Below are 26110 nucleotides of genomic sequence, written 5' to 3' on the forward strand. Positions count from 1 at the left end.
TAAGCATCGCAAGGGGTCTCGGTCCTGTTTTTTGCTCCTCTCGACAGCGCAGAGATGGAGCCCGGGTTTAATTTGCCTGGATCATGCATTAGATCAGCCTTCTGTTCCCGTTTGAAAGATCCCGCCTTGGCCAGCTCCTCCTTCGATACGCTTTTGCAGAAGATCGAAATCCGCACGGCGCGCGCCGGCATCATCGGCCTCGGCTATGTCGGCCTACCGCTGGCGATGGCGGTGGCGCGCAGCGGCTTTGCGGTCACCGGCTTCGACATCGATCCGGGCAAGATGGTGGCTCTCGATGCCCGCCGCTCCTATATCGACGCGGTGAGCGATAAGGCACTTTCGGCCGAGATCGATGCGGGCCGCTTCAAGGCGACGACTGATTTCGCCGGCCTTGCCGAGTGCGACGTCATCATCATCTGCGTGCCGACGCCGCTCACCAAACATCGCGATCCCGATCTTTCCTTCGTCGAGGCGACGTCGCGTTCGATCGCTGCGCATTTGCGTCCCGGTCAGCTCGTCGTGCTGGAATCGACCACCTATCCCGGCACGACCGACGATGTGGTGAAGGTCATTCTCGAAGGCACCGGGCTGAAATCAGGCTTGGACTTCTTCGTCGGCTTCTCGCCGGAGCGCGAGGATCCCGGCAACCAGCATTATCATACAGCCACGATTCCCAAGGTCGTCGCCGGCGATGGGCCCGAGGCGCTGGCGCTGATGAAGGCCTTCTATGGTGCGGCGGTATCGTCCGTCGTTCCGGTCTCTTCGAATGCGACGGCCGAGGCCGTGAAGCTCACCGAAAACATCTTCCGCTCGGTCAACATCGCCCTCGTCAACGAGCTGAAGACCGTCTATGCGGCCATGGGCATCGACGTTTGGGAAGTGATCGACGCGGCCAAGACCAAGCCCTTCGGCTACATGCCCTTCTATCCCGGCCCGGGTCTTGGCGGTCATTGCATCCCGATCGATCCCTTCTACCTCACCTGGAAATCGCGCGAATACGAGCTGCCGACCCGCTTCATCGAGCTCGCCGGTGAGATCAATTCGGCAATGCCCCGTTATGTCGTCGGCAAGCTTGCCGAAGCACTCGACATCCGCGCCGGCAAGGCGCTGAGCCGCAGCAGGGTGCTGGTGCTTGGGCTTGCCTATAAGAAGAACGTCGCCGATATCCGCGAGAGCCCGTCGCTGCGGCTGATCGAGATCATCGAGGAGCGCGGCGGACACGCAGATTATCATGATCCCTTCGTCGCCGAGATCCCGCCGACGCGCGAATACCAGGCGCTGAAGGGCCGCAAATCGGTAGTGCTGACGCCGGAGGCCATTACCGGCTACGATGCGGTGCTGGTCGCGACCGATCACGACAGGGTGGATTATGCAACGCTCGCAAATAGTGCCCCGCTGATCATCGATACGCGCAACGTCTTCAACCGGCTCGGCCTTTCGGCTGATCACGTCATCAAGGCATGACGGAAACGCCTTACGGCCTGTCGTCAACGACGCCCTCTTTAATGTCCATAAAACGACCGGAAACCTGACATCGAATCCTGTACGGAAATTATGTCAGGTAATTGCGTGCGTTTATGAAGACACTTGGGATTCTGCAGCAGCAAGAGAGACCACCGTTGGGCGGTCTCTCTATAAGCGATGATGGATGAGAGGTGACATCAAGACCTTATGAACGAGAGCAAGTCGGGGTTGAGGACATCCGCATGCGTGGTCAGCATGCCATGGGGGTAGCCGGGATAAGTTTTCAGCGACCCATTCTTGAGCAAGTCGACCGCACGCGGCACGGAACTTGCGAACGGGACGACTTGATCGGCCTCGCCATGCATCACCAGCACCGGCACGGTGATCTTCTTGAGATCCTCGGTGTAGTCTTCGAGCCAGGAGTTGACGGTCGCGTAGTGAGCGAGAGCGCCACCAGCCATCCCCTGGCGCCACCAGTTCGCAATGACTGCTTCAGAGGGCTTGGCCCCATCGAGGTTGTAGCCGTAGAACGGATTCTCAGGGACGAAACGGTAAAATTCAGACCGGTTGCCCAACACGCCTGCCCGGATCGCTTCGAACCACTCCGGCGGCTGACCGGTCGGGTTTTCCTCGCTCCGATACATGTTCGGCGTTAGTGAGGCGACCAGCACCGCCTTGGCGACGCGTTCCTGGTGGCGAGCGACATAGCGAGCCACCTCACCACCACCTGTCGAGTGGCCGATGTGGATCGCGTCGCGCAGGTCGAGGTGTTCCGTCAGGGCCGCAAGGTCTGCAACCCAGTGGTCCATGTCATTGCCGTTGCTGGGCTGGTCGGACCGGCCGTGACCGCGTCGGTCGTGGGCGATTACCCGATACCCGTGATGAAGGAAGAATGTCATCTGGGCATCCCAGTCGTCCGCAGTGAGCGGCCAACCGTGGCTGAAAACGATCGGCTGACCTGTTCCCCAGTCCTTGTAGAAGATGTTTACGCCGTCTTTCGTTGTGATCGCAGGCATTGTTCAGTTCCTTATGTTAGCCGCGGATTGGACGTCATCACTCACTGGCGCGGCGTTCCAGCAAGAAACTTGTGAAATACACGACCAGTCGTCTATTTACTGGCCAAAAATATTCAGGTCACGAGGGCGGGCAAAACGAAACCCTCAAAAGTGTCGAACGGCAAGCGGTTGCGTTCGACCTTGGCACGCGTGACCGCGCCTTCGAACGCGTCGATCAAGGCGGCGGCAACCTGTCCCGTATCCCTTCCAGCCGGCAATTCACCCTGGGCTTGGGCTTCACGCAGGCATTCGGTGAGCGAGGCTACCCATTGGCGGTAAATCGCCGCCAGCTTAATGCGTACCCGCTCGCTCGACGGCGTGACCTCGATCGCCATATTCCCGATCAGGCAACCAACCGCGTAACGGCGTCGCTCGTGAAACTCTACCAAGCCCGCGAAATGGCCCGCGACACGCGCTAGCGGCGCCATGCCATGATCGGTCAAAATCGGCCCGTAGGTAGCAAACACCGAATCCCAATACTCGTTCAGTAACTCGACAGCGAATGCCTCCTTGCTTTCGAAATAATTATAGAACGATCCCTTGGGCACACCAGCCGACGCCGTAATCTCCTGAACGCCGGTGGCATTGAAGCCGAGGGTGCTGACGAGGTCTCCCCCCTTTTCCAGGAGGCGCGATCTGGTTTCTGGATTGGCTGGTCTGGGCATGATTTGATCTTATGGTGGGTGTTTCGTGTTTCGATGGTTTATATATGACCAGTCGTCTATTAATTGTCAAATTGAAAATACGAATGCGCGACATTTTTTCATCGCAGCGCTGTGCCTGTTGCGACTTTCCGAGCGTGCAGGGGTCGAAACCGCATCAAACGGATGTTCAACCGCCTCAAACAGTTCCGTCGCGTCGCGACCCAATACGACAAGAACGGACAATCCTTCTCGATATTCCTCGCCCTGGCCGCCGTCAAAATATGGCTGCCATACTTTGTCAACAGTCGGAATCGATTCAACACATTCTGCAGCAATTCAAAGTGCTGCAGCGTCCTTTGCGCATCTTATACTTAATCTGCCCAGCTTTTTGTTGTTAAGGCAGGCTTCATTCCTGCGCTTTAAGCTGGCGAACTTGCCACAACCATTTCGGGGGCGGATTCGGTGAGTTCCGAGGGAGGACTATCTTGAAGAGTTTTGTTGCCGCGGCTATCGCAATCGGTGTCATGTGTTCCTGCGCTTCTGTCGCAACAGCGCAGACGAAAGGCGACTGGGTTCTCGGAAACTACAAGGGGGCCGGTTATTGGTTCCCCGGCGTTATCGACAGTGCCTCGGGCGGCAAGGTGACGATCCGATATGATGACGGCGATAAGGAAACTGTTTCCTTGAGCGAGGTGCGTCCTTATGACTGGGTCATCGGCATGAAGGTCGAGTGCAACTACAAGGGTGCTGGCGATTGGTATGCAGGCAAGATCACCTCGCTTGGCGGCGAGAAGATCGGTATCGCCTACGATGATGGCGACAAGGAAACCACACGGACCGGTCGCTGCCGTTCCCGATAAAGTCCTTGCTTGAACCAATGCGAGATCAGCCCGTCGCCGTCAAAGCGACGGGTTTATTCTTCGTCGGACGATCAGGTTTGATGCGGCGCTGTCGCAAGCATCTTGCCGGTCATCCGGCTTGCGGCCACCGCATAACCGCCGGCCGCGCCGTCGATGAAATGCATGTGGTCGCGTGAGATCGGCGTCGGCACGAAGCAGGTCATCAGCGCCGAGGCCTGCCGATGCAGGCCGTAGCGGACAATGCCCCTGGCGCGTGCCGCTTCCAGTAGCGTCTCGATCCGTTTCAGATGCTCGGCGTCGACGTCGATCGTCATCTTCAGCCCGTCATCGAACTTGCGAAAATCGGAATTGCCGGCGACGTCGCGCTTGTAGCGGCGGGCGTCGAAGCGGCCGAGTGGAATGCCAACCTTGTAGCACACGACCGTGATGGCGAGCTGCAGGAAGATGATGAGCTTCTGGCGCAATCGCCGGCCAGCCGGCGCGGTGGCCTTGGCTTCACGGTTGATGCCATGCAGCGAGAAGGCAAGGTTCGGACCATCCGCCGGCACCGGGTGGCTGTCCCGGTTCTGCTCGGTGGTGATGGCAACGATGCCGCTGACGAGGTCCCGGAATTCCTGCCCCGGCCGGCCTTCGCCGGGAACCGCGATAATCGAGACGATCTCGCCGTGCCTGGCCTCGATCGGGCTCCAGCGGCAGGAGAGGCCGGTGAGATCCGGGCGCGTTCCCGGGGCTGCGCGCTCAATGCCGTACCGGCCGAGCTTCATCTGTCTTTCGGCCCAGCTGGTGCCGCCGCCCCAAAACATCGCATAGGTGACATAAGGGCTTACGGAGTAACGTGCGACGCGGACGTCGAGGCCCTCGGCGCGGGTGTCGGCGACCGGCACGATGGCGATCCGCAGCGTCAGGCCCAAATCCTCCTCGACCCAGATCTGCACGGCGGCAAGGGCATCGCGCGCTGTCTTTTCCAGCGAGCCCGGAAGCGCGATCAGCGCGCCGTCGCCGCCGAAGACGAAGGGATAATCGCCCTTGCCGACGGAATTCAACACCGCCGATATGACGCTGGCGCCCGCCATGTTGACGTCCTTGTAACGGCCGGCGGCGATCGCTGGCGTCGAGCCGACGATGTCGGCGAGCGCCAGCACCCAACCATCAGGCAGCGGCCGGTAGTTGGCGGCGTCGGTCACGCCCTCGAATTCGCTGAAGAGCGGCACTTCGGCAAAGAAATCTTCGTCGGTCACGGTTTTCATATCGTCCAGCTTAGCACAGACCCATGTCGCCACTGCAACGCCAATTCCCATTTACGGCAATCGACTAGGCAAGGTTTCATGTGTTAGAGCATTTCGGGCTTTTTCGGATGCACTGAAACGCCCTATCTTTTTGTTTTTACGCAATTCCGGACGCAAAACCGCCCTCGCAGTTTTGCTGGAATTGCTCCAGGACCGCCGACGATTTCATGACGGATATAGATTAGATGAGCCGCCTCGACAGCTTCATACGCCGGTTGACGGCCCAACGCGACATTTTGAACTCGATCATCGACCTGGTGGGGGAAACGCCAGGCCCGGTGCTGGAGTTCGGCCTCGGCAACGGCCGCACCTATGATCACCTGCGCGAGAACTTTCCCGGGCGGCGCATCGTCGCTTTCGACTGGGAAGTCCGTTCCTATTCGGCCTCGACACCAGAGGCGCAAGACATGGTGACCGGCAATATCCGCGAGTCCGGCCAAGCCTTCGTCGGCATCGGCGCGGCCCTTGCCCATGCCGATATCGGCACCGGCCATGACGAGATCGACGCGGTGACGCTGACCTGGCTGCCGCAGCTGATGGCCGGCGTGCTCGCCCATAACGGCATCGCCGTCAGCGGGCTGCCGCTGGAGCATCCCGAGCTCATGGCGCTGCCTCTGCCAGAAGGCATCAAGGAAGGCCGTTATTTCCTGTATCGCAGGACGTAGCATCAGCAATTGAAAGTGCGACAGCGCCGCGGCTCTCGAAAAGACGCGCGGCGCTGTCGTGTTTCGGTCACGCCACCAGACCCTTGGTCAGTTCCAGCGCCTGCCGTTCGAACAGTCGGCGATAGATACCGTTATTGAGCCTGATCAGCGCCTGGTGATCGCCTTCCTCGACGATCTTTCCCTTGTCGAAAACCAGCAACCGGTCCAGCGCCCGCACCGTGGACAGCCGGTGGGCGATCACCAGCGTCGTGCGGCCGTTCATCAGGCGTTCCATGGCCTGCTGGATCTGCACCTCGCTCTCGCTGTCGAGGCTTGATGTCGCCTCGTCCAGGATCAGCACCGGCGCATCCGCCAGGAAGGCACGGGCAATGGCGACACGCTGCCGCTCGCCGCCCGACAGCTTGACGCCGCGCTCCCCCACCATCGTCTCATAGCCCTTGGGCAGGTCCATGATGAAGTCGTGGGCACTCGCCTGTTTCGCCGCCTGCTCGATCTCGCGCCGCGAGGCGTTCGGCCGGCTATAGGCGATGTTTTCCGCCAGTGTGCGGTGGAACAGGATGGGCTCCTGCTGCACGATGGCGATTTGGCCGCGCAGGCTTGATTGCTTGACCGCTGCGATATCCTGTCCGTCGATGCGGATTTCGCCCGAGTTGACGTCATAGAGGCGCTGGATGAGCTTGACGAAGGTCGTCTTGCCGGAACCCGAATGTCCGACCAGGCCGACGCGCTCACCCGGCTTGATGGTGACCGAAAAGTCCTCATAAAGCGGAGTGGGGTGCGCGCCATACTGGAAGGTGATGCGATCGAAGACGATCTCGCCCTCGCCAATCTCGATCGGCGTGGCGTTCGGCCTGTCCTCGATGCCGAGCGGCATCTTGTCGAGCAGCACCAGTTCTTCCATGTCGTTGACGGCACGCTGCAGATTGCGGATGTCCTGGCCGACATTGCGCAGATAGCCCTGCAGAACGAAGAACATGGCCAGCACGAAGGTGATGTCGCCAGGCGTCGCCAGCCCCTGCCGCCACATGATCAGGCCCGTTCCGAGAATGCCTGCCTGCATCGAAACCATCAGGAAACCCTGGATCGTGCCGCTCAATGTGCCGCGCTTCCATGTCCGCCGCGTGCGGCTGTCCCATCTGGCCATCACGTGGCCCAGGCGCACCTCTTCGCGGCCTTCGGCGCCGAAGGCCTTGACCACGGAATTGCAGCTGATGGCATCCGCCAGCGCGCCGCCAAGCTTGGTGTCCCAGGCATTGGCAAGTCGTGCCGCCGGCGACACGAAGCCCATGGAAAGCGCCACCGTCACGCCGATATAGATCAGCGAGCCCGCAGCCACGATCAGGCCCATGATCGGCCAGTAGCTGCCGAGCACGATGCTGGCGCCGACCAGCATGACGATGGACGGCAAAAGGGCGACCAGCAGCAAGTCGTTGAGCTGGTCGAGCGCCCACATGCCGCGGGTGATCTTGCGCACCGTCGAACCGGCAAAGCTGTTGGCGTGCCAGTCGGTCGAAAACCGCTGCACCTTGTGGAAACCGTTATTCGTCACATCCGCCATGGTGCGCAGCGTCAGCCGGATGATGCCGTTGAAGATGAACCAGCGCAGCGCCACGCTGGTCAGGCCGAGTGCCACGACGATGACGAAGGCGCGCAGCGCCCGGTCAGCCCCGTTGCCGCCGGCAATGGCATCGACGATCTGGCCGGAAAACACCGGCACCATGACTTCGGCCAGTGTGCTGGCAATGACCAGCACGATGATGCCGCCCACCAATACAGGCCGATGTCGCCAATGATGGAAAACAAAGCCGAGCACATGGCGATAGGCATCGGCGCGGAAATCGAGCTTCTTGCGAGTCATTTTAATCGCTCGGCGCCGTGTCGGCGACCGGTCCTCAATAGAGAGTTGGATGGCACAGCCCAAGCAGGAGACGAAATGATCCCGTCAGATCAATCGGGCTATGAATTAAGGGAAAACCGCATGTCGGGCGCGCTTAAGGCGGGCCGCGAATGGAAATGACCTAGCGTCGGGACATTCCGCACGGGAAGGTTTCGATGATTGCTGGTGTCATGCAACGCCTCCCTTATGTTCGAACTAAAGCGGTGAGCGTTTTGTACCGAAGCATTTCGCCATTGCCAAGCGGATATTTGCAACCTAACGGAAAGTGATGCGGAAACGACACACCTTGTAGCTTGCGGCCGCTCAGGAGGCGCAGGAATAGGATGTGGCCGGGCGCGTGGCCCGTTTCGCCTCGAAGTCGGCCGCGATTTTGTCCAGCGTCACGCTGTCCAGCCGCCGCAGGAGCAGGGCCTGGGCCTCCTTCATCGCGTCGCCGAGAGCGACATTCACCGCCTGTTCCACGAGGCATTGCGGCTGGTCGTCGGCCGGGCCAATGGCGAAGAGATGCGGTTCGCCGATGGCGTTGTAGACGTCGAGCAGGGTGATCTCGGACAGCGGACGTACCAGCGTCCAGCCGCCGCCATGGCCTTTTTCGGAGCGGACGTAGCCCTGTTCGCGAAGACCCGCCATGGTGCGGCGGACGACGACGGGATTGGTGTTCAGCATTTTCGCGATCATGTCGGAGGTCGCCGAATGCTGGTGCTTATCCATGTGGATCAGCACGTGCAGCATGCGTGAAAGGCGGCTGTCATTGCGCATGGTTCTCTTCCTGTCGAACGGACGGGTCATTATCGCAAGCAGATCGTAACAAGACAAGTAACATGATGCTTGACGGCGTCATCTCATGTAACTTATGTTGAGTCATGAGTTTCATATCAAGGGAGAGTTCCATGTCGTTCGAAGCCATTGTCATCGGCGGAAACTTTGCCGGCCTTTCGGCAGCCATGCAGCTGGCCAGGGCACGGCGTCGCGTTCTGCTCGTCGATGCCGGCGCGCCGCGCAATCGCTTTTCTGAAGACTCGCATGGCTTCCTCGGCCAGGATGGCCAGACGCCGGCGGCGATCATGGAGGAGGGAAAACGGCAGCTTTCGCTTTATCCGACCATCACCATCCGCGAGGGGAAAGTCGTCCGGGCCCACAGCGATGGTGATGCGTTCATCGTCGGCACCGAAGACGGCGGCGAGGAACGAGCCGCGCGCATCGTGCTGGCAACCGGCGTCAGCGACACGCTGCCCGAAATCCCTGGCTTGCAGGAGCGATGGGGCCGCTCCGCGCTGCACTGCCCCTATTGCCACGGTTTCGAGGTCAGTGGCGGCAATCTCGGCGTTCTCGCAAACCATCCGCATTCGGCCCATTCGGCCATGATGATCCCGGACTGGGGAACAACGACCTTTTTCACTCAAGCGCTGTTCGAGCCCGATGAAGAGCAGTTGGCGAAGCTGGCTGCCCGTGGTGTCCGGATCGAACGCAGCCCTATCGTGGAATTGCTGGGCGACAGTCCGAAGCTTGAGGCCGTTCGCCTCGCCGATGGCCGCGTTGTGCCGCTCGATGCCGTCTTCGTCGCGCCGAAAACAACGATGTCGAGCCCGGTTGCCGAACAGATCGGCTGTGCCTTCGACGACGGCCCCTTCGGGCCAATCATCCGCATCGCCGATAACAAGGAAACCACCGTCAAGGGTGTCTTTGCCGCCGGCGATGCGGCAAGTGCCATGCACAATGCCACGCTCGCCTCCGCCTCGGGCGTGCTCGCCGGCGTGCATTGCCATCAATCGCTTGTCCTGCAGTCGGTCGCATAAGGCGGAAACAGCACGTCAAGCGGGTGAAAGTTCCCCCCAGCAGGTCAGGTCCCATCGCTTCGTCGAACTGAAAATCTCACCGCTTTAAGCATTGCCTGGCGCGGAACCCCCTTGATTACCGCTCAAACACACAGATCCGGCAATATGGAGCAATCGCCACGGCCACCGGTTAAGTTACCGCCAGTACGGCCCCGGTGTCGTACTGACGCACGAAATCCACCCGCATGCCGTTCCAGTGATAGCAGTAATGGCGCCCTTGGACAGGAATGGTTATGGCGTCCGGCCAGAAAATGCCGATGCAACGTTGACCGGGCATTCGAACGCTGTTCCACAAGAGACCGTCGCTTCCCGCTGCACGAAGTTCGCGTCCCTCAATCTGGGAAGCGGTGCAATCGTCCGGATGCAGGGCGCCAGGCACCGCGTTCACGTCGTCTAGTCCTCGGTCCACGCTGCCCACCAGGACACGAAAGTCCGATGTCCACCCCGGACGCTGGGGCGTTGAGCTCATGAATTTCTGATGATGATGTATCGTTTCGGCGACAGCGACTTCTTCACTGTCGCCTGCATAGTAGATACCATAGCTTCCGTCCGTGAAGCGTCCCGGCCGCCCCGTTGAGCAATGGACGAATGGGGCCATTATATAACTAGCGCCGGTGCCCGAAACGCGACGGTTGGCGGGCACCTTTCCAAGATCGCCCACCTCAAATCGAATGCGCGGATTCGTTTTCGCCTCGACGGCCACAAGGGCCTCCCAGTCGCGGGGGTCGGCGATGTCCTCGAACAAATCGATTGGCGGATGGATCGATCTAATGATGCGGTAGGTTTTAGGCCACTGTACGTGGGAGCGGACCGCAAGGCCGCTTACCAAGCGCTCCGCTCCGCATCGAGCCATTCACGCATCACGGCAAGGTCAGAAAGCTCGCCCTGAAGCATCACGTCCAGCGCCGACTTGCCGCCAAAGGCCGTATTGGGTGCTTTGATCCACTCATATCCCCTTGATGGGTCCTTAAACAGATGTCGCACCCCCTTGTGGATACCCATCAGATGAGCCATCCGCATTTTCAGGTCCCGATCGACACGTCCCACCTTGCCTTCTTTCCACCGTGCCCATGTGCGGGCCGACAAACCTCCGAGCAAGGTGCAGGCCTGGGCCTCCGTGAGCTTCCAGGCGTTGAAGAGGTTTACCGTCGTGCGGGCGAGCGCCCCTGCTTCCGTATCGGTGATTTCAGCCGATGTTCTGTTAAAGGGAGTCGAAGCAATGGGTTGAAGCTGCATGGTATGCTCTCTTTCTGGCATAAAGATAGCATATTGCTGCCAATTGGCAAATACAATTCTCCTCCAACGACTGCATCACATGGACAGTAAAAAGGGTGGTCGAACGCTCAAGCGTTCGCTTCATCTCATGGCCTCAAGAGGCTGGTTGTGAATGCGGCGCGTGTGAAAATCTCAACGCGTTAATCATTGCTTTTAAAATAATGAGCCGATGCAACCGACTTATTGCAATTTCTACGTTTGAATTGTAGCTGTTTTTCATCTGAAATGACTGCGAGCAAGAGGATAGTGACACCGGGGATCACCGCGCTTGCATCAGCATAAATGGGGGCATTGAAATGGGGTTTACTGAAGCCGTTCGGACTGTTCTAACGCAGAAATATGCAACCTTTTCCGGCAGGGCCTCCCGCTCGGAGTTCTGGTGGTTTCAGCTGTTCTATGTGCTTGTGCTGATCGCACTTCTAATCGTGGCCAGTTTGGCCGGTGCCTTTTCAGATATTCAGGATGATGGACCTTCGTCAGTGTTATTCGCTTTCGGGGCCGTCGGTGGATTGTTCGCGCTTGCAATGTTTTTGCCGCAGATATCTCTTCAGGTTCGCCGCTTCCATGATCGCAACATTTCCGCTTGGTGGTATCTCGCGCTGTTCATCCTGAACATGATTCCCGCCGTCGGTTTCATTGGAGGCCTTGCGATGTTGGTGATTTGCGTGCTCAGGGGCATGGAGGGTCCGAACAAGTTCGGGCCCGATCCTCTGCGCCCCGAAGTGAGAGCAGAGGTCTTCGCCTAGAGCATGGCCATCCGCAACCTCGGCCTGCTGGCGGCTTTGTCGCTCGCCGCCTCGGCTCAGTTTTCACCTGCGCAGGCGCAGGGAAATGACAGTCAGCAGATTGGGGTCGGTGATCATCAAACGAGCGCCGTCGGAGCCGAATATGCCGCGCAGTGCCAGCAGAACGGATTGCGCTGCACGCTCGTCTATGGCGACCCCTCTGCAAAGGTCGAACCGGCATCGAATACGACAAAATCGTCGCCACAACGCAAGCCGTTGATGAGCCCACGGGAGCCGGTCGTCAACGGTCCTCTCGCGGTTGCTATCGTGCTTGTCGGTCTCATCGTGGTCATCGGCTTGTGGATACGCTTCGGCAACGGTGGCGTCTTGCTTTCATCGGCCCCACGCGACATCAAGCGGCAGGGGGAGGCGCCGGAAAGCTGGCGCACCTCAGCAGCCGAGGCCGAGGAAAAGCCGAGCGACTTCCTGCAACGCATTGCCGCCATGGCGGATCGCAGGCAGGCGCTTGTCCTGCTGCTCAGACATTGCCTGCTTCACGCGGCGGATGTGACGGGAACAAGGCTTTTCCGCTCGGATACGGAACGGGCCGTTTTCGCCCGTCTACCGAGCAATATGCCAGAACGCGACCGGCTTGAAAATTTTCTGACGGCAGTGGAACTCGTTCATTACGGCGGCCGCACGCTTGCGGAAAGCCATTTCGGCGTCCTTCTGACGACGGCGCGCGGCTTACTGTCATCAGGCAGAGTGGCCAATGCGTAATTCGGGGCCTCTTCTGTTGCTGGGGCTGCTGCTTGCGGTGGCGGCGCTGGCAGTCTTTGCGCTTTCGCGCGGCAGCGATTTCGACCGCTCGCCGCTTGGCAACAAGGGGTTGGAAACGTGGCTGCAAGCCAAGGGTATCCCTGTCGTCCGATCCGACCCTCATGTCGCTCGGGCGCGTTCGGAAATCTCGCTGCGCATCATTCCCCTGTCGATACGCCAAGCCGAGGCTGTCGCACCTCAGGCAAACGAGGAAGCGGATGACGCAGGCCCGGAAAGCCCGATCCGGGAATCAAACCGCTATGCGCTGCCGACGCTGATCGTTTTGCCGAAATGGCGCGGCAGCGTGGCAACGGATGGTGTTGCCGGCAAATCCGGACTGGCCGATCTCGCCGATATCGGCGCCGAACTCGACAAGATCGGTTATTCAGATTTTGGCTTCGCCCGCAGCAGCACCGATTTTGAAGAGGCACAACCGCAGCTGAAACCGGGCCAGCCGTTCAAGATCGCCCTCTATCAGGCACAAACCTTCGAACGGTCGAGCCTCCCGAGCGGCTGGGAGGAACTCGTGGGCACGCCGTCGGGCGCGCTGCTCCTGCACGGCGAGGACGACCCCAACGTCTATTTGCTATCGGATCCGGACCTATTGAACAATCACGGACTGGCTCTGGCCGATAACGCCTCCTTTGCCGTGTCGCTCGTCACGCTGCTGCGTGGCGCGGGCGAGAAGCGGCCAGTCTATCTGGATACGGCCGGCCTGCCCCTGGATAGCAAGAAACCGGCGGATGAGGGCCGGACCTACGAGCGCTCTGCCTCGGATTTCAAGCGGTTTTTCGCTTATCCGCTGTCCGTCATCTGGGGAGTGCTGTTTGTCGTCGCCGCGATTTGTTTCTGGCGCGGCGCCTATCGCTTCGGGCCTGCCTTGAACGAGACATCCGGAAACATCGAGCTGTCGAAGACCGCCGCGATCGATGCGACGGCGCGTCTGCTGCGCCTTTCGGGCAATGATGGCCGGATGACCGGACAGTTCGTGCTCCATCTGCTTGCGGACAAGGCGCAACTGGTCTTCGGCCCCGGAGCCGGAAACGAGGCGGGCATAGAGCGGCTGTTTCAACGCCTGGCGCGCCGCGATCAGGCGGCGGCGAAGGCATTGCATTCGTCAGCGCAGGCGCTGATCGATCGTGGACATCGGATGACGCGGGCGGATCTGCACCGCAATCTCGAAATTTTTAGAAAATCGCTGGGGAGCACTGACCTTGGATCTAGGTGAATTTCGCAATCTTATCGCTGCGGTTCGTGGCGAAATCGGCAAAGCGGTGCAGGGTCAGGATGCGATCATCGATCTCGTCCTGATCTCGATCTTTGCCGGCGGGCATTGCCTGGTCGAAGGTCCGCCCGGCACGGCCAAAACCCTGCTTGCCCGGTCGGTCTCCGCCGCCATGGCGCTGCAATATCGTCGCATCCAGTTCACGCCAGACCTGATGCCCGGCGACGTTCTGGGCGTCAATCTCTTCAATTTCCAGACCAATCAGTTCCACCTGACCAAGGGCCCGGTCTTTACCGACATTCTTCTCGCCGATGAGATCAATCGCGCGCCCCCGAAGACGCAATCGGCTTTGCTGCAGGCGATGAACGAGCGAATGGTCACGCTTGATGGAACCGATTATTCCCTGGGGCCGGACTTCTTCGTGCTTGCCACGCAAAACCCGATCGAGCAGCAGGGCACCTATCCTTTGCCCGAAGCACAGCTCGATCGCTTCCTGTTCAAGCTTGTCGTCGATTTTCCCAGCCGCGATACGGAAATTGCCATCCTCTCCAAACACGCGACGCAGGCGCTGAAATCAGACCTGCGCAATGCCGGCATCCGCCCGCTTGTCACGAGTGCCGCACTCGCCGAAGGGCGGGCGCTGATCGATGCGATCCATCTGGACAACACGATCCTGACCTACATCGTCGATCTGGTGCGCGCCACGCGCTCCGATCCCGACATTCTCTACGGTGCGTCGACCCGCGCAGCCGACGCTGTTGCATCGGCAGTGCGCGTGCGCGCGGCTTTCGAGGGAAGGGATTACGGCTTGCCGGACGATGTCCAGGCGTTGCTGGTGCCCGCCTTGCGCCATCGCATCGTGCTTTCGCCCTCGGCGGAAATTGATGGGCGCACGCCGGACGAGGTGCTGCGCAATATCATGAACCGCGTGGATGCGCCCCGTTAGATGCGGCCATCCTCCACTCTGATCGCGCTCGTTCTGATTTCCGCCGCGGTGACGGTCTTCACCAGCGTGTGGTGGCGCGACATGAGCTACTTCTTGCTCCTCATGTGGCTTGCGCTTGCAGCCCTGACCGTCGCCGATCTGGTCATCTCCAACCTGGCGGGCAGGATGACGGTCGATTTCGATTTGCCGCCGCAGGGCTTTGTCGGCCACACCCCCGCGTTTGCGGTCGGTATCCGGCCGCAGAAGGGCGCGCTGTCCCGGAAAATCGAAATCCGGCTCGATCTCGCTCCCGAGCTTATCGTCGACGAAATCAGATGGCTCAACCCTGCATCGGGTGCCGGAGAAGGAGAGGTCAAGGCCTCTATGGACCTTCGTCTGACCCGGCGGGGACGGTACGCGGTCAACGAGCTGTGGCTGAAGTGGCCATCGCGATTGAAGCTGCTCGAGATCATCGCGAAGATGCCCGTCGGCAAAGAGATCGCTGTCCAGCCCGACATATCGCCGGTGCTGACGGGAGCGATCAAGACCCAGATCCTGCCGTTGGAGGCCGGCCAGAAGGATTTGCGGTTGCGTGGCGAGGGATCGGAATTCCACCAGCTGCGGGAATTTGCTAGCGGCATGGATCCGCGCAGCATCGATTGGAAGCGGTCGGCGCGCATGCGTAGTCTCGTCGTGCGCGAGATGCGGGCCGAACGAAACCACCAGATCATCCTCTGCGTCGATTCCGGGCGGCTGATGGGCGAACAGCTTGCCGGCTTCACGAAGCTCGATCGCGCCATCAATGCGGCGCTCGCCATGTGCTGGGGTGCAGGCCTTGCCGGCGATCTCGTCGGCTTCTACAGCTTCGACAGCCGTCCGCGTCTGTTCGTGCCGGCCTTGCCCGGCCGAGCGGCCTTTCCGCGGCTGCAGACGGTGTGCGCCGGGCTGCGCTACGAAACCCAGGAGACCAACCATACGCTGGGACTGACCCACCTGTCGGGACGCCTGAAGCGACGTTCGCTGGTTGTGATATTCTCCGATTTCGTCGACACCATCACGGCGGAGCTGATGATCGAGAACATACAGGTGCTCGCCCGGCATCACTTCGTCGTCTATGTCGCCTTGCGCGATCCGATGCTGGGAAAGCTCATCGAACCCGAGGAAACGACGCTCGATGCCGTCGCTCGCTCGGTTGCGGCACGCCAGATCCTTCACGAAAGGCGCGCCGTCATGGAAAAGCTGGCGCGTCTCGGCGTGCTTTGCCTCGATAGCACGCCGGAGGCACTGACTTCGGATCTCATTGCGCGTTACATCGAAATCAAATCCCGTGACATGATATGATGGATATCGGTATCGACGGCAGGATGGATAAGGGCGCGACAGTCAATGTCGGCACCGTCCAGAACGATACGCTTCGTTCGGCCCGCTTCCGGCTGGAGCGCGAGGCACACTGGCGTCAACTGGACAAACTCGTGACGCGTGCCGAGAAAGGGGGCGCAGCCGCGCTCGGCTATGATGAGGTCCGCAATCTCGCCAGCGGCTACAGGCAGGCGATGAACTCGCTGAGCGTGGCGCGCGATATTTCTCTCGATCGCGCCCTGATTGCCTATCTGGAAAGCCTCTGCGCCCGGGCCTATCTCGTCGTCTACGCCCCGCAGGAAAGCCTGGGCGGCCTGATGAGGCGCCTGCTGTCGCACGGCATTCCCCAGGCCGTGCGTCGCTCGGCCCTACCTTTGTTCATCGGCTTCCTGGCGCTCATTCTGGGGGCGGCTGCCGGATACAGGCTCTGCGCCAACGATCCGAGCTGGTTCTATACCTTGGTGCCGCCGGAGATGGCCGACCAGCGTACGCCTGATGCCTCGACCGACTACCTCCGTTCGACCATCTATGGCGATGAAGGGCATGACAGCGACCGGCTGGCCGCATTTTCCGCCTTTCTCTTTTCCCACAACACGACCATCGTCATCCTGATCTTCACCCTTGGTGTGTTCGTGTCGGTGCCGAGCTTCATCCTGACCTTTTACAATGGTCTGATCCTCGGCGCGTTCTTCGCGATGTTTTATCGCAGAGGGCTGGGCTACGACGTCTTCGCCTGGCTCTCGATCCACGGCGTGACCGAGCTTGCGGCCATCGCCATTGCCTGCGCGGGTGGGGCAAGGCTCGGACTTGCCGTTCTCCTTCCAGGTGCCAGAACACGAAAGGAAGCTTTGCGCCACCAGGCGCATGATGCCGTCAAGCTCGCCATCCTCGCAGGGCTGATGCTTGTCGCGGCAGCCTTCATCGAAGGCTTCCTGCGCCAACTGATCCAGGATCCGACCTGGCGTCTCATCATCGGCTGGGGGATGGGCGTCTGCTGGGTGGGATGGCTGGTGCTTGGAGGTCGCGAAAGCAAAGCGTCGCGTGAGGCGGTGCGATGAACCGGACAGACAAGGACGGCAAGCGCGTCGAGCAGTTCATCCCGCCGGAGGGCGTCCCGATCACCTTCGCCATTGCCTCGCTCGGAACCCGTTTCGGCGCGCAATTCCTCGACATCGTCTTCACCACAATCATCATATTCATCTGTGCCACCGCCATCATCTTCACAGGCGTTCTGCCCATGACGGCGGAGGCGATGCTCATGGTGCTGCTCGGCTTTTTGGTGCAGATCCCCTATTACATCCTCTCGGAACTCATCTGGAACGGACGCACGCTCGGAAAAAGAATAACGGGCATCCGCGTCATCAATGTGGACGGACGGCGGCTGACGCCGCACCAGGTGACCGCGCGCAACCTGATGAAACAGGTGGAGATTTTCGCCCCCATGGGCCTTTTGGCTTCGGTCGGCACGCAGTCTGCCTGGGAAAACGGTCTGACGAGCCTCTGGCTGCTGGTGGTGGTCGTCGTCCCCTTCACCAACCGACGCCGGCAAAGGCTTGGCGACATCATCGCCGGCACCTTGGTGGTCGACACTCCGCGCTCCGTGCTGCTCGCCGACCTCGCGCTGTCTGCTCCTGCCGCCGCATCGACGCAGGCGGAATTCGAATTCTTGGCCGAACATCTCGATATCTACGGCAAATATGAGTTGCAGACGCTGGAGGACGTGCTTCGCGGCTCGACGAAGACGCCCAACCACAAAGAGATCGAACAGATCGTGCGCACCATTACCCGGAGGATCCGGTACGAAGACACCGTGAAGCCGGGCAGGGAGCTGGTTTTCCTGAACGAGTTCTATCGCGCCCAGCGCGAGCATCTGGAAAGCTTGAAGCTTTTCGGCACGCTGCGGGAGAACAAGTATCATGAGCATGTGCGGACGGAGGCGAAGAAGCTTGCTTGAGGGGCTACCGATCGAACTGTGAAAGAACCGTGGTTTTGAACTGCAGCCCATTGACTGCGGAAATTCGGGAATTTGTATTGTGTCCAGAGATTGTAATTCAGGGATGATATAATGAAGCTTCTTATCTTAGGCGCGGTCGCGCTTATACTTTCTGCCACAGGTCACGCTCAGGCCGACGATCGCACAGCCGCAACAGCAAACTCCTTTCGGGCTATCACCAAATCGGCATGCGGTTTCAACATGACGCCAGCATCGGCAATGAGGGCTGCAACCGCTCTTGGAATGCTGGATCTTCGGGAGCCATTGCTTCCGGCGATGTTGGAAGTTTGTAAAGAGGAAATAAAAGGAAACAAAAGTAAAACCATTGAGATTCGGGTTCCCGACAACCACAAAGTGATGCGGAAAGTCCTGCTTGAAAGGGCCAAGTGGTGGCAATGATGCCGACTTCGTGGGTGGCATCGATGGCGGCGACGAACAAGGTGGTCGGCGCCCCGGCGTCAGCCATGCGCTGGTGATGAACGCCGACGCCGGAATGCGTCGCTCTGAAAGGCGTGCCGTGTGGCCCCCTCATCCGACCCTGCGGGCCACTTTCTCCCCGTTGGGGAGAAGAGGGAGTAAAACCGCTGCCGCTTTTTTCCACGGCAGACGTTGAAGCGGGGCGTTGCCACAATTCTCTTCTCCCCCGCGGGGAGAAGGTGCCGGCAGGCGGATGAGCGGGCCACAGGGCCCAAGGACACCCCCTACGGCAAAAACAGCACATTGTACTGATCGAACTCCCCTGGCAGCTCACGGACCTTCATCTCCACCTCGCGGTCCTCGAAGAGGACGAGGCAGTCGTCGTAGAAGCCGGACAGCGTGGAGATGAAGGCTTTCGTTCCTTCCGGGCCGTAGAACAGCGGCGTGAACTCCATGTGGAGCGGTACGCGGCGGGCAAGCAGCGGCTGCATCGATCGGCAGGCGACCGGCTCGTAGCCTTCGATATCCATCCAGACGAGGCCGATTGCGGCCGGGTCGACCGAAAGTCCGGCAAGGATCTCGGAGACCGGCTTCACCGGCACGCTGATCTTCCTGTCGCTCGGGCTCTGGCGGATGGCGCTGCTCTTGCCGTGATTGTTGAGGTTGAGGAAAAAGTCGATCTCGCCTTCGTGCTCGCCGGCGGCGCAATGGACGAGCCGGACTTTTTCCTCCAGCCGGTTCTGGCGGATGTTAAGTTGAAGCAGCGGGAAATTGCGTGGATCGGGCTCGACACTGACGATCTGGGCGTAAGTATCGCTGAGGGCGAAATAGACCGTCTGGGTGCCGATATTGCCGCCGATCTCGAGCAGCGTCGCGTCCTTCCGGAGCAGACCGCGCTCGCGCAGGATGACGATCAGCCGGTCGACGGCCTCGCGCTCGAAATGGCCCTTCCGGAAGACCTTGCGGCCGATATAGTCGGCGGGCGAGAACGTCATCAGATGGTCGCCGGCGTCGACCGTCATCGAGACGACGCGTGGGCCGATATTCTCGATCAGCAGACGGCGGCCGAAGCGCGTGTCGAAGAAGCGCGAAGCGGCGGCATTGCGCGCCTTGCGCAGCCGGCGGCTCCAATATTTGGCGGTCAGCCAGGGCTTGCCGGGCATCAGGCTTTTCCTTCGAGCGGCTCTGCCGCTTTCTCTCTCGGAATGACGTAGACTTTCAAGGGCAGGGCCCGGCCGCGCACACTGATTTCGCGGCTTTCGATGCCGGAAAGATCAGCACCGGAAAGGTTGGCCACCGGCTCGGAGATGACGATCGCCGCCTCGAATTCCTTTGCAGCGCTTTCCAACCGGCTCGCGACGTTCACGGTATCGCCGATCGCCGTCATGCTGCGCACCCGGCCGTATCCCATCGTGCCGACGACGGCCGGGCCGGTGTGAATGCCGATCGCGATGCGCAGCGGCAGCGCCAGTTCGTCGGCGAGCTCGGCGGCGAGTTTCTCGATCTCGGCGACGATCACTGCTGCCGCGTTGAGCGCCTGGCGGCAGGCTTCCTCCGGCGCGGTGTTGAGCCCGAAGAGCGCCATGGCGCCGTCGCCGATGAACTTGTCGAGCCGCCCGCCCGACTGCTCCACGGCCTTGCCGATGATGGCGAAATAGCGGTTCAGCAGGAAGACGACATCGAAGGGCAGGCGGGTTTCCGTCAGCGTGGTGAAATGGCGGATATCGACGAAGAGCACGGCGATCTCGCGCTCGCGCCCGGGGCTCGTCTCCTGGCTGTTGGCGGGAAGTGCTGCCTCGATCGCCGGCACGAGAAGCGGCGCGACGGCAACGTCGCGGTTCGGACGAAGCTGGCAGGCGAGGCGGACATCCGGGCCGGCATTGATGCGCTTCAGCGTCGTCTGTTCCATCTTGTCGGGGGCAGGCAGGCTTTCGTAATCGCCGAGGATCTGGACGCGGCAGGTGGAGCACTGGCCCTTGCCGCCGCAGACGGCATAATGCGGCAGACCGCCGAGCCGGCTTGCTTCCAGCACCGAGAATCCGCGTGGCACACGGATCACCTCGCCGCCCGGATAATTCACGGCGACCTGGTCAAGCCGCTCCTTCAGCTTGCGCCGGGCGCGGGCGACGACGACGATGAGCAGCGAGGCCGAGAAGGCGCCGTAGAGCCCGGCACGGATCATGGCGACCTGACGGTGAACCTCCGGGTTCGAGGCGTAACGGGTGTTGACGCCCTCCTTGTAAGCGCTGACCGTCATTGACTGCTGGTAGGAAGGGTCGGCGAGCGTCCGGCCCATTTCGACGAAGCCGAGCAGCGCGAGCACCGGCACGAGGATGGCGAGCGCCAGCATCAGCGGTGCGAAGTCCGGGTACCAGGACCGATAGCGCAGCCAGAAATGGATGCCGATGCAGCCGTGGATCCAGACGGCGACGACGGCGAGCGCCTGCCGCGCGCCGTTTGCCGGATTCCGGATCCACAGCGAACTGACGACCGTCTCGTAATCATCGATGTAGCCGTAGAACTCGTGGGCGATGCGCGTGCCGATGACATGATCCATAAGCAGCAGCGGGATCATCAGGCCGAGCACGATCTGCGCCATTTCCCCCTTCGGCATGACCAGGCTGCGGCGCATGTAGATGGCGCGAAGCACCAGCGCGATATGGATGAGGACCGACGAATAGAAGATGGCGGTCCCCAAAGGATTGCGCCAGATCGCCAGGAAGAGGTGGGCGGCCTTATCGGCGGCGGCGACGGAAATCAGGCCAATCGCATGGTTCGACAAATGCAGCACGACGAAGATGAAAATGACGAGGCCGGAACCGAGCCTCGCCCTTCTGATCGTCCGTTCCGAAAAAATCCCTGTGGCCGAGACAGTCGTCATTCATTCCCGTTCTTGTCGATGTAACCGCAGGCCCATAGAGATTGGGAAAGAGGCAGAATTGCTTCGATCGCGATCACATTCCATATGCTTATGCGCAAGTTTTCGGCAAAGGGACAATAGCGGAATTTTCCCGACGGGCGCGAAAGTTGTAAACAGTGTGTCTTACCTGAGGTGTTCCAATGCGGGTGGCTTTCTACGCGCCGATGAAATCGCCGAACCATCCGGTGCCGTCGGGCGACCGGCTGATGGCGCAGCTGTTGATCCAGGCGCTGGAGCTTGGCGGACATCAGGTCGACGTCGCCTCCGAATTCCGCACCCATGCCTCGACACCGGAGGCGGCAGCGGCGCTCGAACCCGCCATTTCCGCCGAGCTGGAGCGGCTGCGGCTGACATGGAAATCCGGGCCACGACCGGAACTCTGGTTCTGCTACCACCCCTATTACAAATCGCCCGATCCCTTCGGGCCGGCGATCTCTGCCGAATTTGCCATTTCCTATGTCACCGCCGAAGCCTCCTATGCGGAAAAACGCGACCGAACCGGCTGGGCAGCATCCCAGAAACTGGTGGGCGAGGCGATCATGCGGGCGGCGGTCAATATCAGCTTCACCGAGCGTGACCAGGCCGGGATCACAGCCGCCTTTCCGCAGGCGCGCCTTGCCCGGCTGAAACCCTTCATCGACACGGCATTGTTCGAGAAGGGGTCCCCGGCGCCCGATCCGCGCCGGCTGATGGCGGTCGCGATGATGCGGGCCGGCGACAAGATGGACAGTTATGCGATGCTTGCAAAAGCGTTGCGCCTGATCGAAGACCGATCCTGGACGCTTGCCGTCATCGGCGATGGTCCGATGCGGCAAGAGGTGCAGGCGCTGTTTGCCGACTTTCCTGGCCGGATCGAATGGCTGGGCGAGCGCAATGCCGTCGAGGTCGCCGAACTGCTTGGGCGCGGCGGCGTCTATGTCTGGCCCGGCTGCGGCGAGGCCTATGGTCTTGCCTATCTGGAGGCCCAGGCCGCGGGACTGCCTGTCGTTGCGCAGGAAACGGCAGGCGTGCCAGCGGTGGTCGAGGCTGGCGTCACCGGCCTGCTGACGCCGGATGGCGATGTCGCAGCCTATGCCGAGGCTGTGGCCGCCCTGCTTGAAGACAGGCAAAGACGTGACGCCATGGGGCAGGCGGCGCGGCGCTTCGTGCTCGGCGAGCGCTCGCTTGCGACGGCGGCGCGGCTATTGAACGGAATTTTGCGCGACAGCGCAGCAACAGGAGTGACGTGATGACCGACGCAATAGCTTGGGACCCCCTGCGCCGCGAGCTTGATCGCTGGCAGGCTGCCGGTCGCGTGGCGCGCTTCTGGCTGCGCGATGACGATGCCGTCGAGCCGACGCAGGCGCTGGAGACGCTGATAGCGCTCGCCCGTCAAAGCGAGGTTCCGCTGACGCTCGCCGTCATTCCCGGCCTGACCGGCGAGGCGCTGGCCGTGCGGTTGGCGGAGGAAACATCCGTCACTGTCGCCGTGCATGGCTGGTCTCATACGAACCATGCGGGGCCGCAGGCGAAGAAGCAGGAACTCGGTGGCGACCGTCCGGCGGAGGTCGTGCTCGGCGAATTGGGTGAAGGGTTCCGGCTGCTGCAGCGGCTTCATCCGGCCCGCTTGGTGCCGGTGCTGGTGCCGCCCTGGAACCGGATTGACCCGGCCCTCATCCCGGCGCTGCCCGGTCTCGGATTTGCAGCACTTTCGGTCTATGGGCGGGCAAAGCAGGGTGGCCCGATGCCGCTCCTCAACACCCATGTCGACATCATCGACTGGCACGGCACGCGCGGCGGACGGAGCGAGGCGGAATTGGTGGTCGAGCTGGTGGCGGAGCTTCGCGACCGGTTTGCCGGCAGCGACGAGCCCGTCGGCGTGCTCACCCACCACCTGGTGCATGATACGGCCGCATGGGATTTCCTGTCGGCCCTGTTCGCGACCACGGGCCGGCATCCGGCCGTCCGCTGGTCGCCGGCGTCAGCACTTCTCCAGACTTAAGAACAGTCGTCAAGCAGCGGTCACGCGTGCACTCGCCCGAGGAACTCTCGCATGAGCGCGACAACGTCATCGAGATGCGTCTCGAGCAGCCAGTGACCGCCGCCGAGCAGATGCAGTTCGGCATCCGGCAGATCACGCAGATAGGCCCGAGCCGACTTTTCCGGCATGTAGTGGTCGTTCGGACCCCAGACGATCAAGGTGGGCGGCCGGTATTCGCGGAGATATTTGCGGTGTTCCGGGAACCAGGCCCGGTTCTCCTTCAATCCGGCGATCAGGTCTATGGCGATTTCCTTGCGCTGCGGCGTGATCAGCGACCAATGCAGCTTCCAGAGATCGGGCGGGATCGTATCGGCCAGGCGAGGTGGCAGATCGTTGAGGAATTCCTCCTTGAAAGTCTCCTCGTTGATCGCCTCCGCCAGCGCCTTCCTCATTTCCGATCTCGGAAGCGTCCATGTCGCCTCGATATCCGCATATTTCGGTCCGAGGGCATCTTCATAGGGAATGTCGCCATTCTGGATGATCAGCGCCACGATGCGCTGAGGGGCTCTGATCGCCAACCGGGCACCGATCGGCGAGCCGAAGTCGTGGAGGTAGAGGACGAATCGGTCGACATTCATCGCACTGATGAAGGCCTCCAGCCAGGCAGCGTATCCATCGAAGCTGTAGTCGAAATCATCCGGCGTGCCGCTGTAGCCGGCACCCGGGAAATCCGGCGCAATCAGACGCCAACAGTCGGCAAGGCGCGGCATGAGATTGCGAAATTCATAGGATGAGCAGGGATATCCGTGCGGCAGCAACAAGACCGGCGCATCCGGTTGGCCGGCCTCGCGGTAAAAAGTCTCGACGCCTGCAACCGTCATCCGGCGATGTCGGACGAGAGTGACCATCGGAAACCTCCTTGTGAACTGTCTTCGTTGCTCAATGAGGCGCCCAGCGCCTGGTGTTCACTTTCGGTCTTTCTCAAACTGCTCGGCGCCTTCCACCGGTCGAAGCCACGGCTCGCGGCGTTTGACCCAGAGTTCGTAGCTCGGCACCAAAGGCGTCGGCGCCTCGGAGAGGATGCCAAGCTTGATTTCCGCCTCCTGGTCATCGGCGGAAAACAGCCGCGAACCGCACCCGGTACAGAAATGCCGACCTTGAAACGCGGCGGTTTCGCCTGAATGTTCGAATTGGCCGGCGGGCCAGATCCCGTAGAAGGTAAAGGCCGAACCGCTTTCTTGCCTGCAGTCCGTGCAATGACAGATTCCAACGCGTAAGGGTTCGCCCCGAACGGAAATATGCACCTGCCCGCAGAGACACTTTCCGGAAAGCACGGTCATGACGGATGCCTGTTTCGTTGATTTTGCGCTGCGGGGAAAACGGTCCGGCCCAGCATCTGTTCCGTCATGACGTCGCGCATGCCGGTTCGACGGATGGGCTCTCCGTCAAAGAGGTTCGGACCGGCAAGATGAAGGCCGCCTTCGGCGGCCTGCTAGATCACCACGATCTGATTGTCGCGGGCGGCAAAGGATTCGGGGAAGGCGGCCTGCGCCTGTGTTTCCATCTCCGCCAGCTGCTCGTCCGTGCGGGAGGGGGCGTGGTGGAAGAGCGCGAAGCGCTTGCTGCCCGCCATTTTCGCAAGCTCGGTGCCATGCTGCCAGGTCGAATGGCCGAAGCCCTTGAAACGCTGCATCTCGTCTTCATTGTAGGTGCAGTCGTAGACGACGAGATCGGCGTCCCGCATCATCTCCAGCGAGACCGGATCATAGCTCCCGGGATTATGCTCGATGTCATAGACGAGAGCGACCGAACGGCCCTGCCATTCGATGCGGTAACCGATGGCGCCGCCTGGATGGTTCAGCATGAAGGTCTTGATCTCGATCCCCGCGTGCGGGGTCAGCACCTGACCGGCGTGGAAATCGCGGAAGTTCATCGTCGCCTGACAGATGTCGGTCTTGACGGGAAACCAGGGCGGGCTGATGAACTGCTCGACCATTTCCCGCGTGCTCATCTTGCCATCGAGATGGCCGGACCAGATGTTGACGTTGATCGAGGGATAATAGATCGCCTTGAAGAAGGGCAGGCCGATGATGTGGTCGTAATGGCAGTGGCTGAAGAACAGGTCGACGTCGCTGACGCCGTCGGCGAGCATCGACAGCCCGGCCTCGCGCAGGCCCGAACCCGCGTCGAAGATCATCCGATGTTTTCCGCAGCGAATTTCGATGCAGGAAGTGTTACCGCCGTAGCGATCGAACTCGGGGCCTGACACGGGAATACTGCCGCGGACGCCCCAAAATTTTACCTGAAACAGTTCTGTCGTCATCGTTCTTCAAACCGGCCTTCCCGCATCGCCATCGTAGTCATAGTTTAGCCCGATGCGAAGCAGCAGAATTCCACGGGTTTGCCTGTTCCCCCTTCCATTCTCCTAACCGCTAGCGGAAGAAGAAGTAGATTTTCCTAAGCAATCGGCTTTCTGTTCGGAAAGCAACCCGGTATGGTTGGTTTTCGGTAAACAGGCTGCTGAGGGCGGGGGACATTTTCCCGTAAGTCATGCCTATTAGATGGTTGCGCGCGATTGAAAAAACAATTGCCGCCCTGTCGAGCCGAAAATCCAGTTCCGAAGCTTGGGGGGCCGGCTATATCTGACGACAGCTGACTGGGCTCTGACAGTCAGCCTTCTTTCATTTTGCATGTCTCTTGCGGCTTGGTCTGGAACGTTCATCGATAGGCCGGGGGCCGCTCTGCGCTATCGTGGGTCCTTCGGGCGGTCGTTTAGGCCGGTGCTG

The 26110-nt window shown here is 60.8% G+C and carries 26 protein-coding genes and 1 pseudogene; 15 read left to right on the forward strand and 12 right to left on the reverse strand.

Annotation, left to right across the window (positions count from 1 at the left end):
* The first annotated feature begins 126 nt into the window (after positions 1–126).
* Complete coding sequence (locus A6U98_RS31715; protein WP_064655146.1) at positions 127–1464, forward strand: nucleotide sugar dehydrogenase; 1338 nt, start codon at positions 127–129, stop codon at positions 1462–1464.
* A 197-nt stretch (positions 1465–1661) separates the two neighbouring features.
* Here the strand turns inward: A6U98_RS31715 and A6U98_RS31720 are convergent, their stop codons facing one another.
* On the reverse strand, positions 1662–2480 hold the full coding sequence (locus A6U98_RS31720; protein ID WP_064655148.1) for an alpha/beta hydrolase: 819 nt from the start codon (positions 2478–2480) through the stop codon (positions 1662–1664).
* Positions 2481–2593: 113 nt separating this feature from the next.
* Positions 2594–3184 carry a TetR/AcrR family transcriptional regulator gene (locus A6U98_RS31725; RefSeq protein WP_064655150.1) on the reverse strand — a complete coding sequence of 197 codons (591 nt, stop codon included), beginning with the start codon at positions 3182–3184 and terminating at the stop codon, positions 2594–2596.
* Between the two features lie 138 nt (positions 3185–3322).
* Between A6U98_RS31725 and A6U98_RS36455 the strand changes: the two are divergent.
* Together A6U98_RS36455 and A6U98_RS31730 are read left to right on the forward strand one after the other, a co-directional pair.
* Positions 3323–3451 (forward strand): annotated as a pseudogene (locus tag A6U98_RS36455) (IS5/IS1182 family transposase); the annotation flags it as partial.
* A 197-nt stretch (positions 3452–3648) separates the two neighbouring features.
* Positions 3649–4023: a tudor domain-containing protein gene (locus A6U98_RS31730; RefSeq protein ID WP_064655152.1), complete on the forward strand. Its 375-nt coding sequence runs from the start codon at positions 3649–3651 to the stop codon at positions 4021–4023.
* 71 nt (positions 4024–4094) lie between these two features.
* Here the strand turns inward: A6U98_RS31730 and A6U98_RS31735 are convergent, their stop codons facing one another.
* Complete coding sequence (locus tag A6U98_RS31735; RefSeq protein WP_064655154.1) at positions 4095–5321, reverse strand: DUF3095 domain-containing protein; 1227 nt, start codon at positions 5319–5321, stop codon at positions 4095–4097.
* A gap of 173 nt (positions 5322–5494) precedes the next feature.
* On the opposite strand from A6U98_RS31735, the gene A6U98_RS31740 reads away from it, so the two are divergent.
* Complete coding sequence (locus A6U98_RS31740; RefSeq protein WP_064655156.1) at positions 5495–5974, forward strand: class I SAM-dependent methyltransferase; 480 nt, start codon at positions 5495–5497, stop codon at positions 5972–5974.
* A 67-nt stretch (positions 5975–6041) separates the two neighbouring features.
* Here A6U98_RS31740 and A6U98_RS31745 read toward each other — a convergent pair whose 3' ends face one another.
* Positions 6042–7832 (reverse strand): ABC transporter ATP-binding protein, encoded by a 1791-nt coding sequence (locus A6U98_RS31745; RefSeq protein WP_064655158.1) that lies wholly within the window; start codon positions 7830–7832, stop codon positions 6042–6044.
* A gap of 342 nt (positions 7833–8174) precedes the next feature.
* Complete coding sequence (locus A6U98_RS31750) at positions 8175–8630, reverse strand: Rrf2 family transcriptional regulator (RefSeq protein ID WP_064655160.1); 456 nt, start codon at positions 8628–8630, stop codon at positions 8175–8177.
* A 131-nt stretch (positions 8631–8761) separates the two neighbouring features.
* Here A6U98_RS31750 and A6U98_RS31755 point away from each other — a divergent pair, with 131 nt between their 5' ends.
* On the forward strand, positions 8762–9667 hold the full coding sequence (locus A6U98_RS31755; protein WP_064655162.1) for an NAD(P)/FAD-dependent oxidoreductase: 906 nt from the start codon (positions 8762–8764) through the stop codon (positions 9665–9667).
* 169 nt (positions 9668–9836) lie between these two features.
* On the opposite strand, the gene A6U98_RS31760 is transcribed toward A6U98_RS31755, so the two are convergent.
* Both A6U98_RS31760 and A6U98_RS31765 read right to left on the reverse strand, forming a co-directional pair.
* The gene (locus A6U98_RS31760; protein WP_064655163.1) at positions 9837–10535 is read right to left on the reverse strand and encodes an RES family NAD+ phosphorylase; all 699 of its coding nucleotides are present in this window, start codon (positions 10533–10535) and stop codon (positions 9837–9839) included.
* Complete coding sequence (locus A6U98_RS31765; protein WP_064655165.1) at positions 10529–10942, reverse strand: MbcA/ParS/Xre antitoxin family protein; 414 nt, start codon at positions 10940–10942, stop codon at positions 10529–10531. Before A6U98_RS31765 ends, A6U98_RS31760 begins: the two co-directional genes overlap by 7 nt.
* 335 nt (positions 10943–11277) lie before the next feature.
* On the opposite strand from A6U98_RS31765, the gene A6U98_RS31770 reads away from it, so the two are divergent.
* The 8 genes from A6U98_RS31770 to A6U98_RS31805 all read left to right on the forward strand — a co-directional run bounded on the left by A6U98_RS31770 (position 11278) and on the right by A6U98_RS31805 (position 18426).
* Positions 11278–11727 carry a DUF805 domain-containing protein gene (locus tag A6U98_RS31770; protein WP_017991897.1) on the forward strand — a complete coding sequence of 150 codons (450 nt, stop codon included), beginning with the start codon at positions 11278–11280 and terminating at the stop codon, positions 11725–11727.
* 3 nt (positions 11728–11730) lie between these two features.
* Positions 11731–12486, forward strand: a complete 756-nt coding sequence (locus A6U98_RS31775; protein WP_064655167.1) for a hypothetical protein — start codon at positions 11731–11733, stop codon at positions 12484–12486.
* Positions 12479–13753, forward strand: a complete 1275-nt coding sequence (locus A6U98_RS31780; protein WP_064655169.1) for a hypothetical protein — start codon at positions 12479–12481, stop codon at positions 13751–13753. The genes A6U98_RS31775 and A6U98_RS31780 overlap by 8 nt, the downstream gene beginning before the upstream one ends.
* On the forward strand, positions 13740–14696 hold the full coding sequence (locus tag A6U98_RS31785; RefSeq protein ID WP_064655171.1) for a MoxR family ATPase: 957 nt from the start codon (positions 13740–13742) through the stop codon (positions 14694–14696). Before A6U98_RS31780 ends, A6U98_RS31785 begins: the two co-directional genes overlap by 14 nt.
* On the forward strand, positions 14697–16016 hold the full coding sequence (locus tag A6U98_RS31790; protein ID WP_064655174.1) for a DUF58 domain-containing protein: 1320 nt from the start codon (positions 14697–14699) through the stop codon (positions 16014–16016).
* Entirely contained in the window at positions 16016–17092 is a 1077-nt protein-coding gene (locus A6U98_RS31795; protein WP_064655177.1) for a stage II sporulation protein M, read from the forward strand. Before A6U98_RS31790 ends, A6U98_RS31795 begins: the two co-directional genes overlap by 1 nt.
* Positions 17089–17988 carry an RDD family protein gene (locus A6U98_RS31800; protein WP_064655179.1) on the forward strand — a complete coding sequence of 300 codons (900 nt, stop codon included), beginning with the start codon at positions 17089–17091 and terminating at the stop codon, positions 17986–17988. Before A6U98_RS31795 ends, A6U98_RS31800 begins: the two co-directional genes overlap by 4 nt.
* A gap of 111 nt (positions 17989–18099) precedes the next feature.
* Positions 18100–18426, forward strand: a complete 327-nt coding sequence (locus A6U98_RS31805) for a hypothetical protein (protein ID WP_064655181.1) — start codon at positions 18100–18102, stop codon at positions 18424–18426.
* 302 nt (positions 18427–18728) lie between these two features.
* Here A6U98_RS31805 and A6U98_RS31810 read toward each other — a convergent pair whose 3' ends face one another.
* Complete coding sequence (locus A6U98_RS31810) at positions 18729–19607, reverse strand: FkbM family methyltransferase (RefSeq protein WP_064655183.1); 879 nt, start codon at positions 19605–19607, stop codon at positions 18729–18731.
* Positions 19607–21325: an adenylate/guanylate cyclase domain-containing protein gene (locus A6U98_RS31815; protein WP_064655184.1), complete on the reverse strand. Its 1719-nt coding sequence runs from the start codon at positions 21323–21325 to the stop codon at positions 19607–19609. Before A6U98_RS31815 ends, A6U98_RS31810 begins: the two co-directional genes overlap by 1 nt.
* 179 nt (positions 21326–21504) lie before the next feature.
* Here A6U98_RS31815 and A6U98_RS31820 point away from each other — a divergent pair, with 179 nt between their 5' ends.
* On the forward strand, positions 21505–22593 hold the full coding sequence (locus A6U98_RS31820; RefSeq protein ID WP_064655191.1) for a glycosyltransferase family 4 protein: 1089 nt from the start codon (positions 21505–21507) through the stop codon (positions 22591–22593).
* A complete protein-coding gene (locus A6U98_RS31825) occupies positions 22593–23345 on the forward strand; it encodes a polysaccharide deacetylase family protein (protein ID WP_064655193.1) in 753 nt (250 codons plus the stop codon). The genes A6U98_RS31820 and A6U98_RS31825 overlap by 1 nt, the downstream gene beginning before the upstream one ends.
* 20 nt (positions 23346–23365) lie before the next feature.
* Here A6U98_RS31825 and A6U98_RS31830 read toward each other — a convergent pair whose 3' ends face one another.
* The 3 genes from A6U98_RS31830 to A6U98_RS31840 form a co-directional block, all read right to left on the reverse strand.
* Positions 23366–24232, reverse strand: coding sequence for an alpha/beta hydrolase (locus tag A6U98_RS31830; RefSeq protein WP_064655195.1), 867 nt, complete (start codon positions 24230–24232; stop codon positions 23366–23368).
* 57 nt (positions 24233–24289) lie between these two features.
* Entirely contained in the window at positions 24290–24664 is a 375-nt protein-coding gene (locus A6U98_RS31835; protein ID WP_064655197.1) for a GFA family protein, read from the reverse strand.
* 152 nt (positions 24665–24816) lie between these two features.
* Positions 24817–25647, reverse strand: coding sequence for an MBL fold metallo-hydrolase (locus A6U98_RS31840; protein ID WP_064655199.1), 831 nt, complete (start codon positions 25645–25647; stop codon positions 24817–24819).
* Positions 25648–26110 lie beyond the last annotated feature (463 nt).

The organism is Rhizobium sp. WYCCWR10014 (assembly GCF_001657485.1).
GTDB lineage: Bacteria > Pseudomonadota > Alphaproteobacteria > Rhizobiales > Rhizobiaceae > Rhizobium.

Coding starts and splice junctions, on each gene's coding strand:
- A6U98_RS31810 (WP_064655183.1), bottom strand. CDS start 19,607: ATGCCCGGCAAGCCCTGGCTGACCGCCAAATATTGGAGCCGCCGGCTG.
- A6U98_RS31815 (WP_064655184.1), bottom strand. CDS start 21,325: ATGACGACTGTCTCGGCCACAGGGATTTTTTCGGAACGGACGATCAGA.
- A6U98_RS31825 (WP_064655193.1), top strand. CDS start 22,593: ATGACCGACGCAATAGCTTGGGACCCCCTGCGCCGCGAGCTTGATCGC.
- A6U98_RS31800 (WP_064655179.1), top strand. CDS start 17,089: ATGAACCGGACAGACAAGGACGGCAAGCGCGTCGAGCAGTTCATCCCG.
- A6U98_RS31820 (WP_064655191.1), top strand. CDS start 21,505: ATGCGGGTGGCTTTCTACGCGCCGATGAAATCGCCGAACCATCCGGTG.
- A6U98_RS31840 (WP_064655199.1), bottom strand. CDS start 25,647: ATGACGACAGAACTGTTTCAGGTAAAATTTTGGGGCGTCCGCGGCAGT.
- A6U98_RS31765 (WP_064655165.1), bottom strand. CDS start 10,942: ATGCAGCTTCAACCCATTGCTTCGACTCCCTTTAACAGAACATCGGCT.
- A6U98_RS31780 (WP_064655169.1), top strand. CDS start 12,479: ATGCGTAATTCGGGGCCTCTTCTGTTGCTGGGGCTGCTGCTTGCGGTG.
- A6U98_RS31770 (WP_017991897.1), top strand. CDS start 11,278: ATGGGGTTTACTGAAGCCGTTCGGACTGTTCTAACGCAGAAATATGCA.
- A6U98_RS31755 (WP_064655162.1), top strand. CDS start 8,762: ATGTCGTTCGAAGCCATTGTCATCGGCGGAAACTTTGCCGGCCTTTCG.
- A6U98_RS31790 (WP_064655174.1), top strand. CDS start 14,697: ATGCGGCCATCCTCCACTCTGATCGCGCTCGTTCTGATTTCCGCCGCG.
- A6U98_RS31750 (WP_064655160.1), bottom strand. CDS start 8,630: ATGCGCAATGACAGCCGCCTTTCACGCATGCTGCACGTGCTGATCCAC.
- A6U98_RS31745 (WP_064655158.1), bottom strand. CDS start 7,832: ATGACTCGCAAGAAGCTCGATTTCCGCGCCGATGCCTATCGCCATGTG.
- A6U98_RS31835 (WP_064655197.1), bottom strand. CDS start 24,664: ATGACCGTGCTTTCCGGAAAGTGTCTCTGCGGGCAGGTGCATATTTCC.
- A6U98_RS31725 (WP_064655150.1), bottom strand. CDS start 3,184: ATGCCCAGACCAGCCAATCCAGAAACCAGATCGCGCCTCCTGGAAAAG.
- A6U98_RS31720 (WP_064655148.1), bottom strand. CDS start 2,480: ATGCCTGCGATCACAACGAAAGACGGCGTAAACATCTTCTACAAGGAC.
- A6U98_RS31735 (WP_064655154.1), bottom strand. CDS start 5,321: ATGGGAATTGGCGTTGCAGTGGCGACATGGGTCTGTGCTAAGCTGGAC.
- A6U98_RS31805 (WP_064655181.1), top strand. CDS start 18,100: ATGAAGCTTCTTATCTTAGGCGCGGTCGCGCTTATACTTTCTGCCACA.
- A6U98_RS31740 (WP_064655156.1), top strand. CDS start 5,495: ATGAGCCGCCTCGACAGCTTCATACGCCGGTTGACGGCCCAACGCGAC.
- A6U98_RS31830 (WP_064655195.1), bottom strand. CDS start 24,232: ATGGTCACTCTCGTCCGACATCGCCGGATGACGGTTGCAGGCGTCGAG.
- A6U98_RS31775 (WP_064655167.1), top strand. CDS start 11,731: ATGGCCATCCGCAACCTCGGCCTGCTGGCGGCTTTGTCGCTCGCCGCC.
- A6U98_RS31795 (WP_064655177.1), top strand. CDS start 16,016: ATGGATATCGGTATCGACGGCAGGATGGATAAGGGCGCGACAGTCAAT.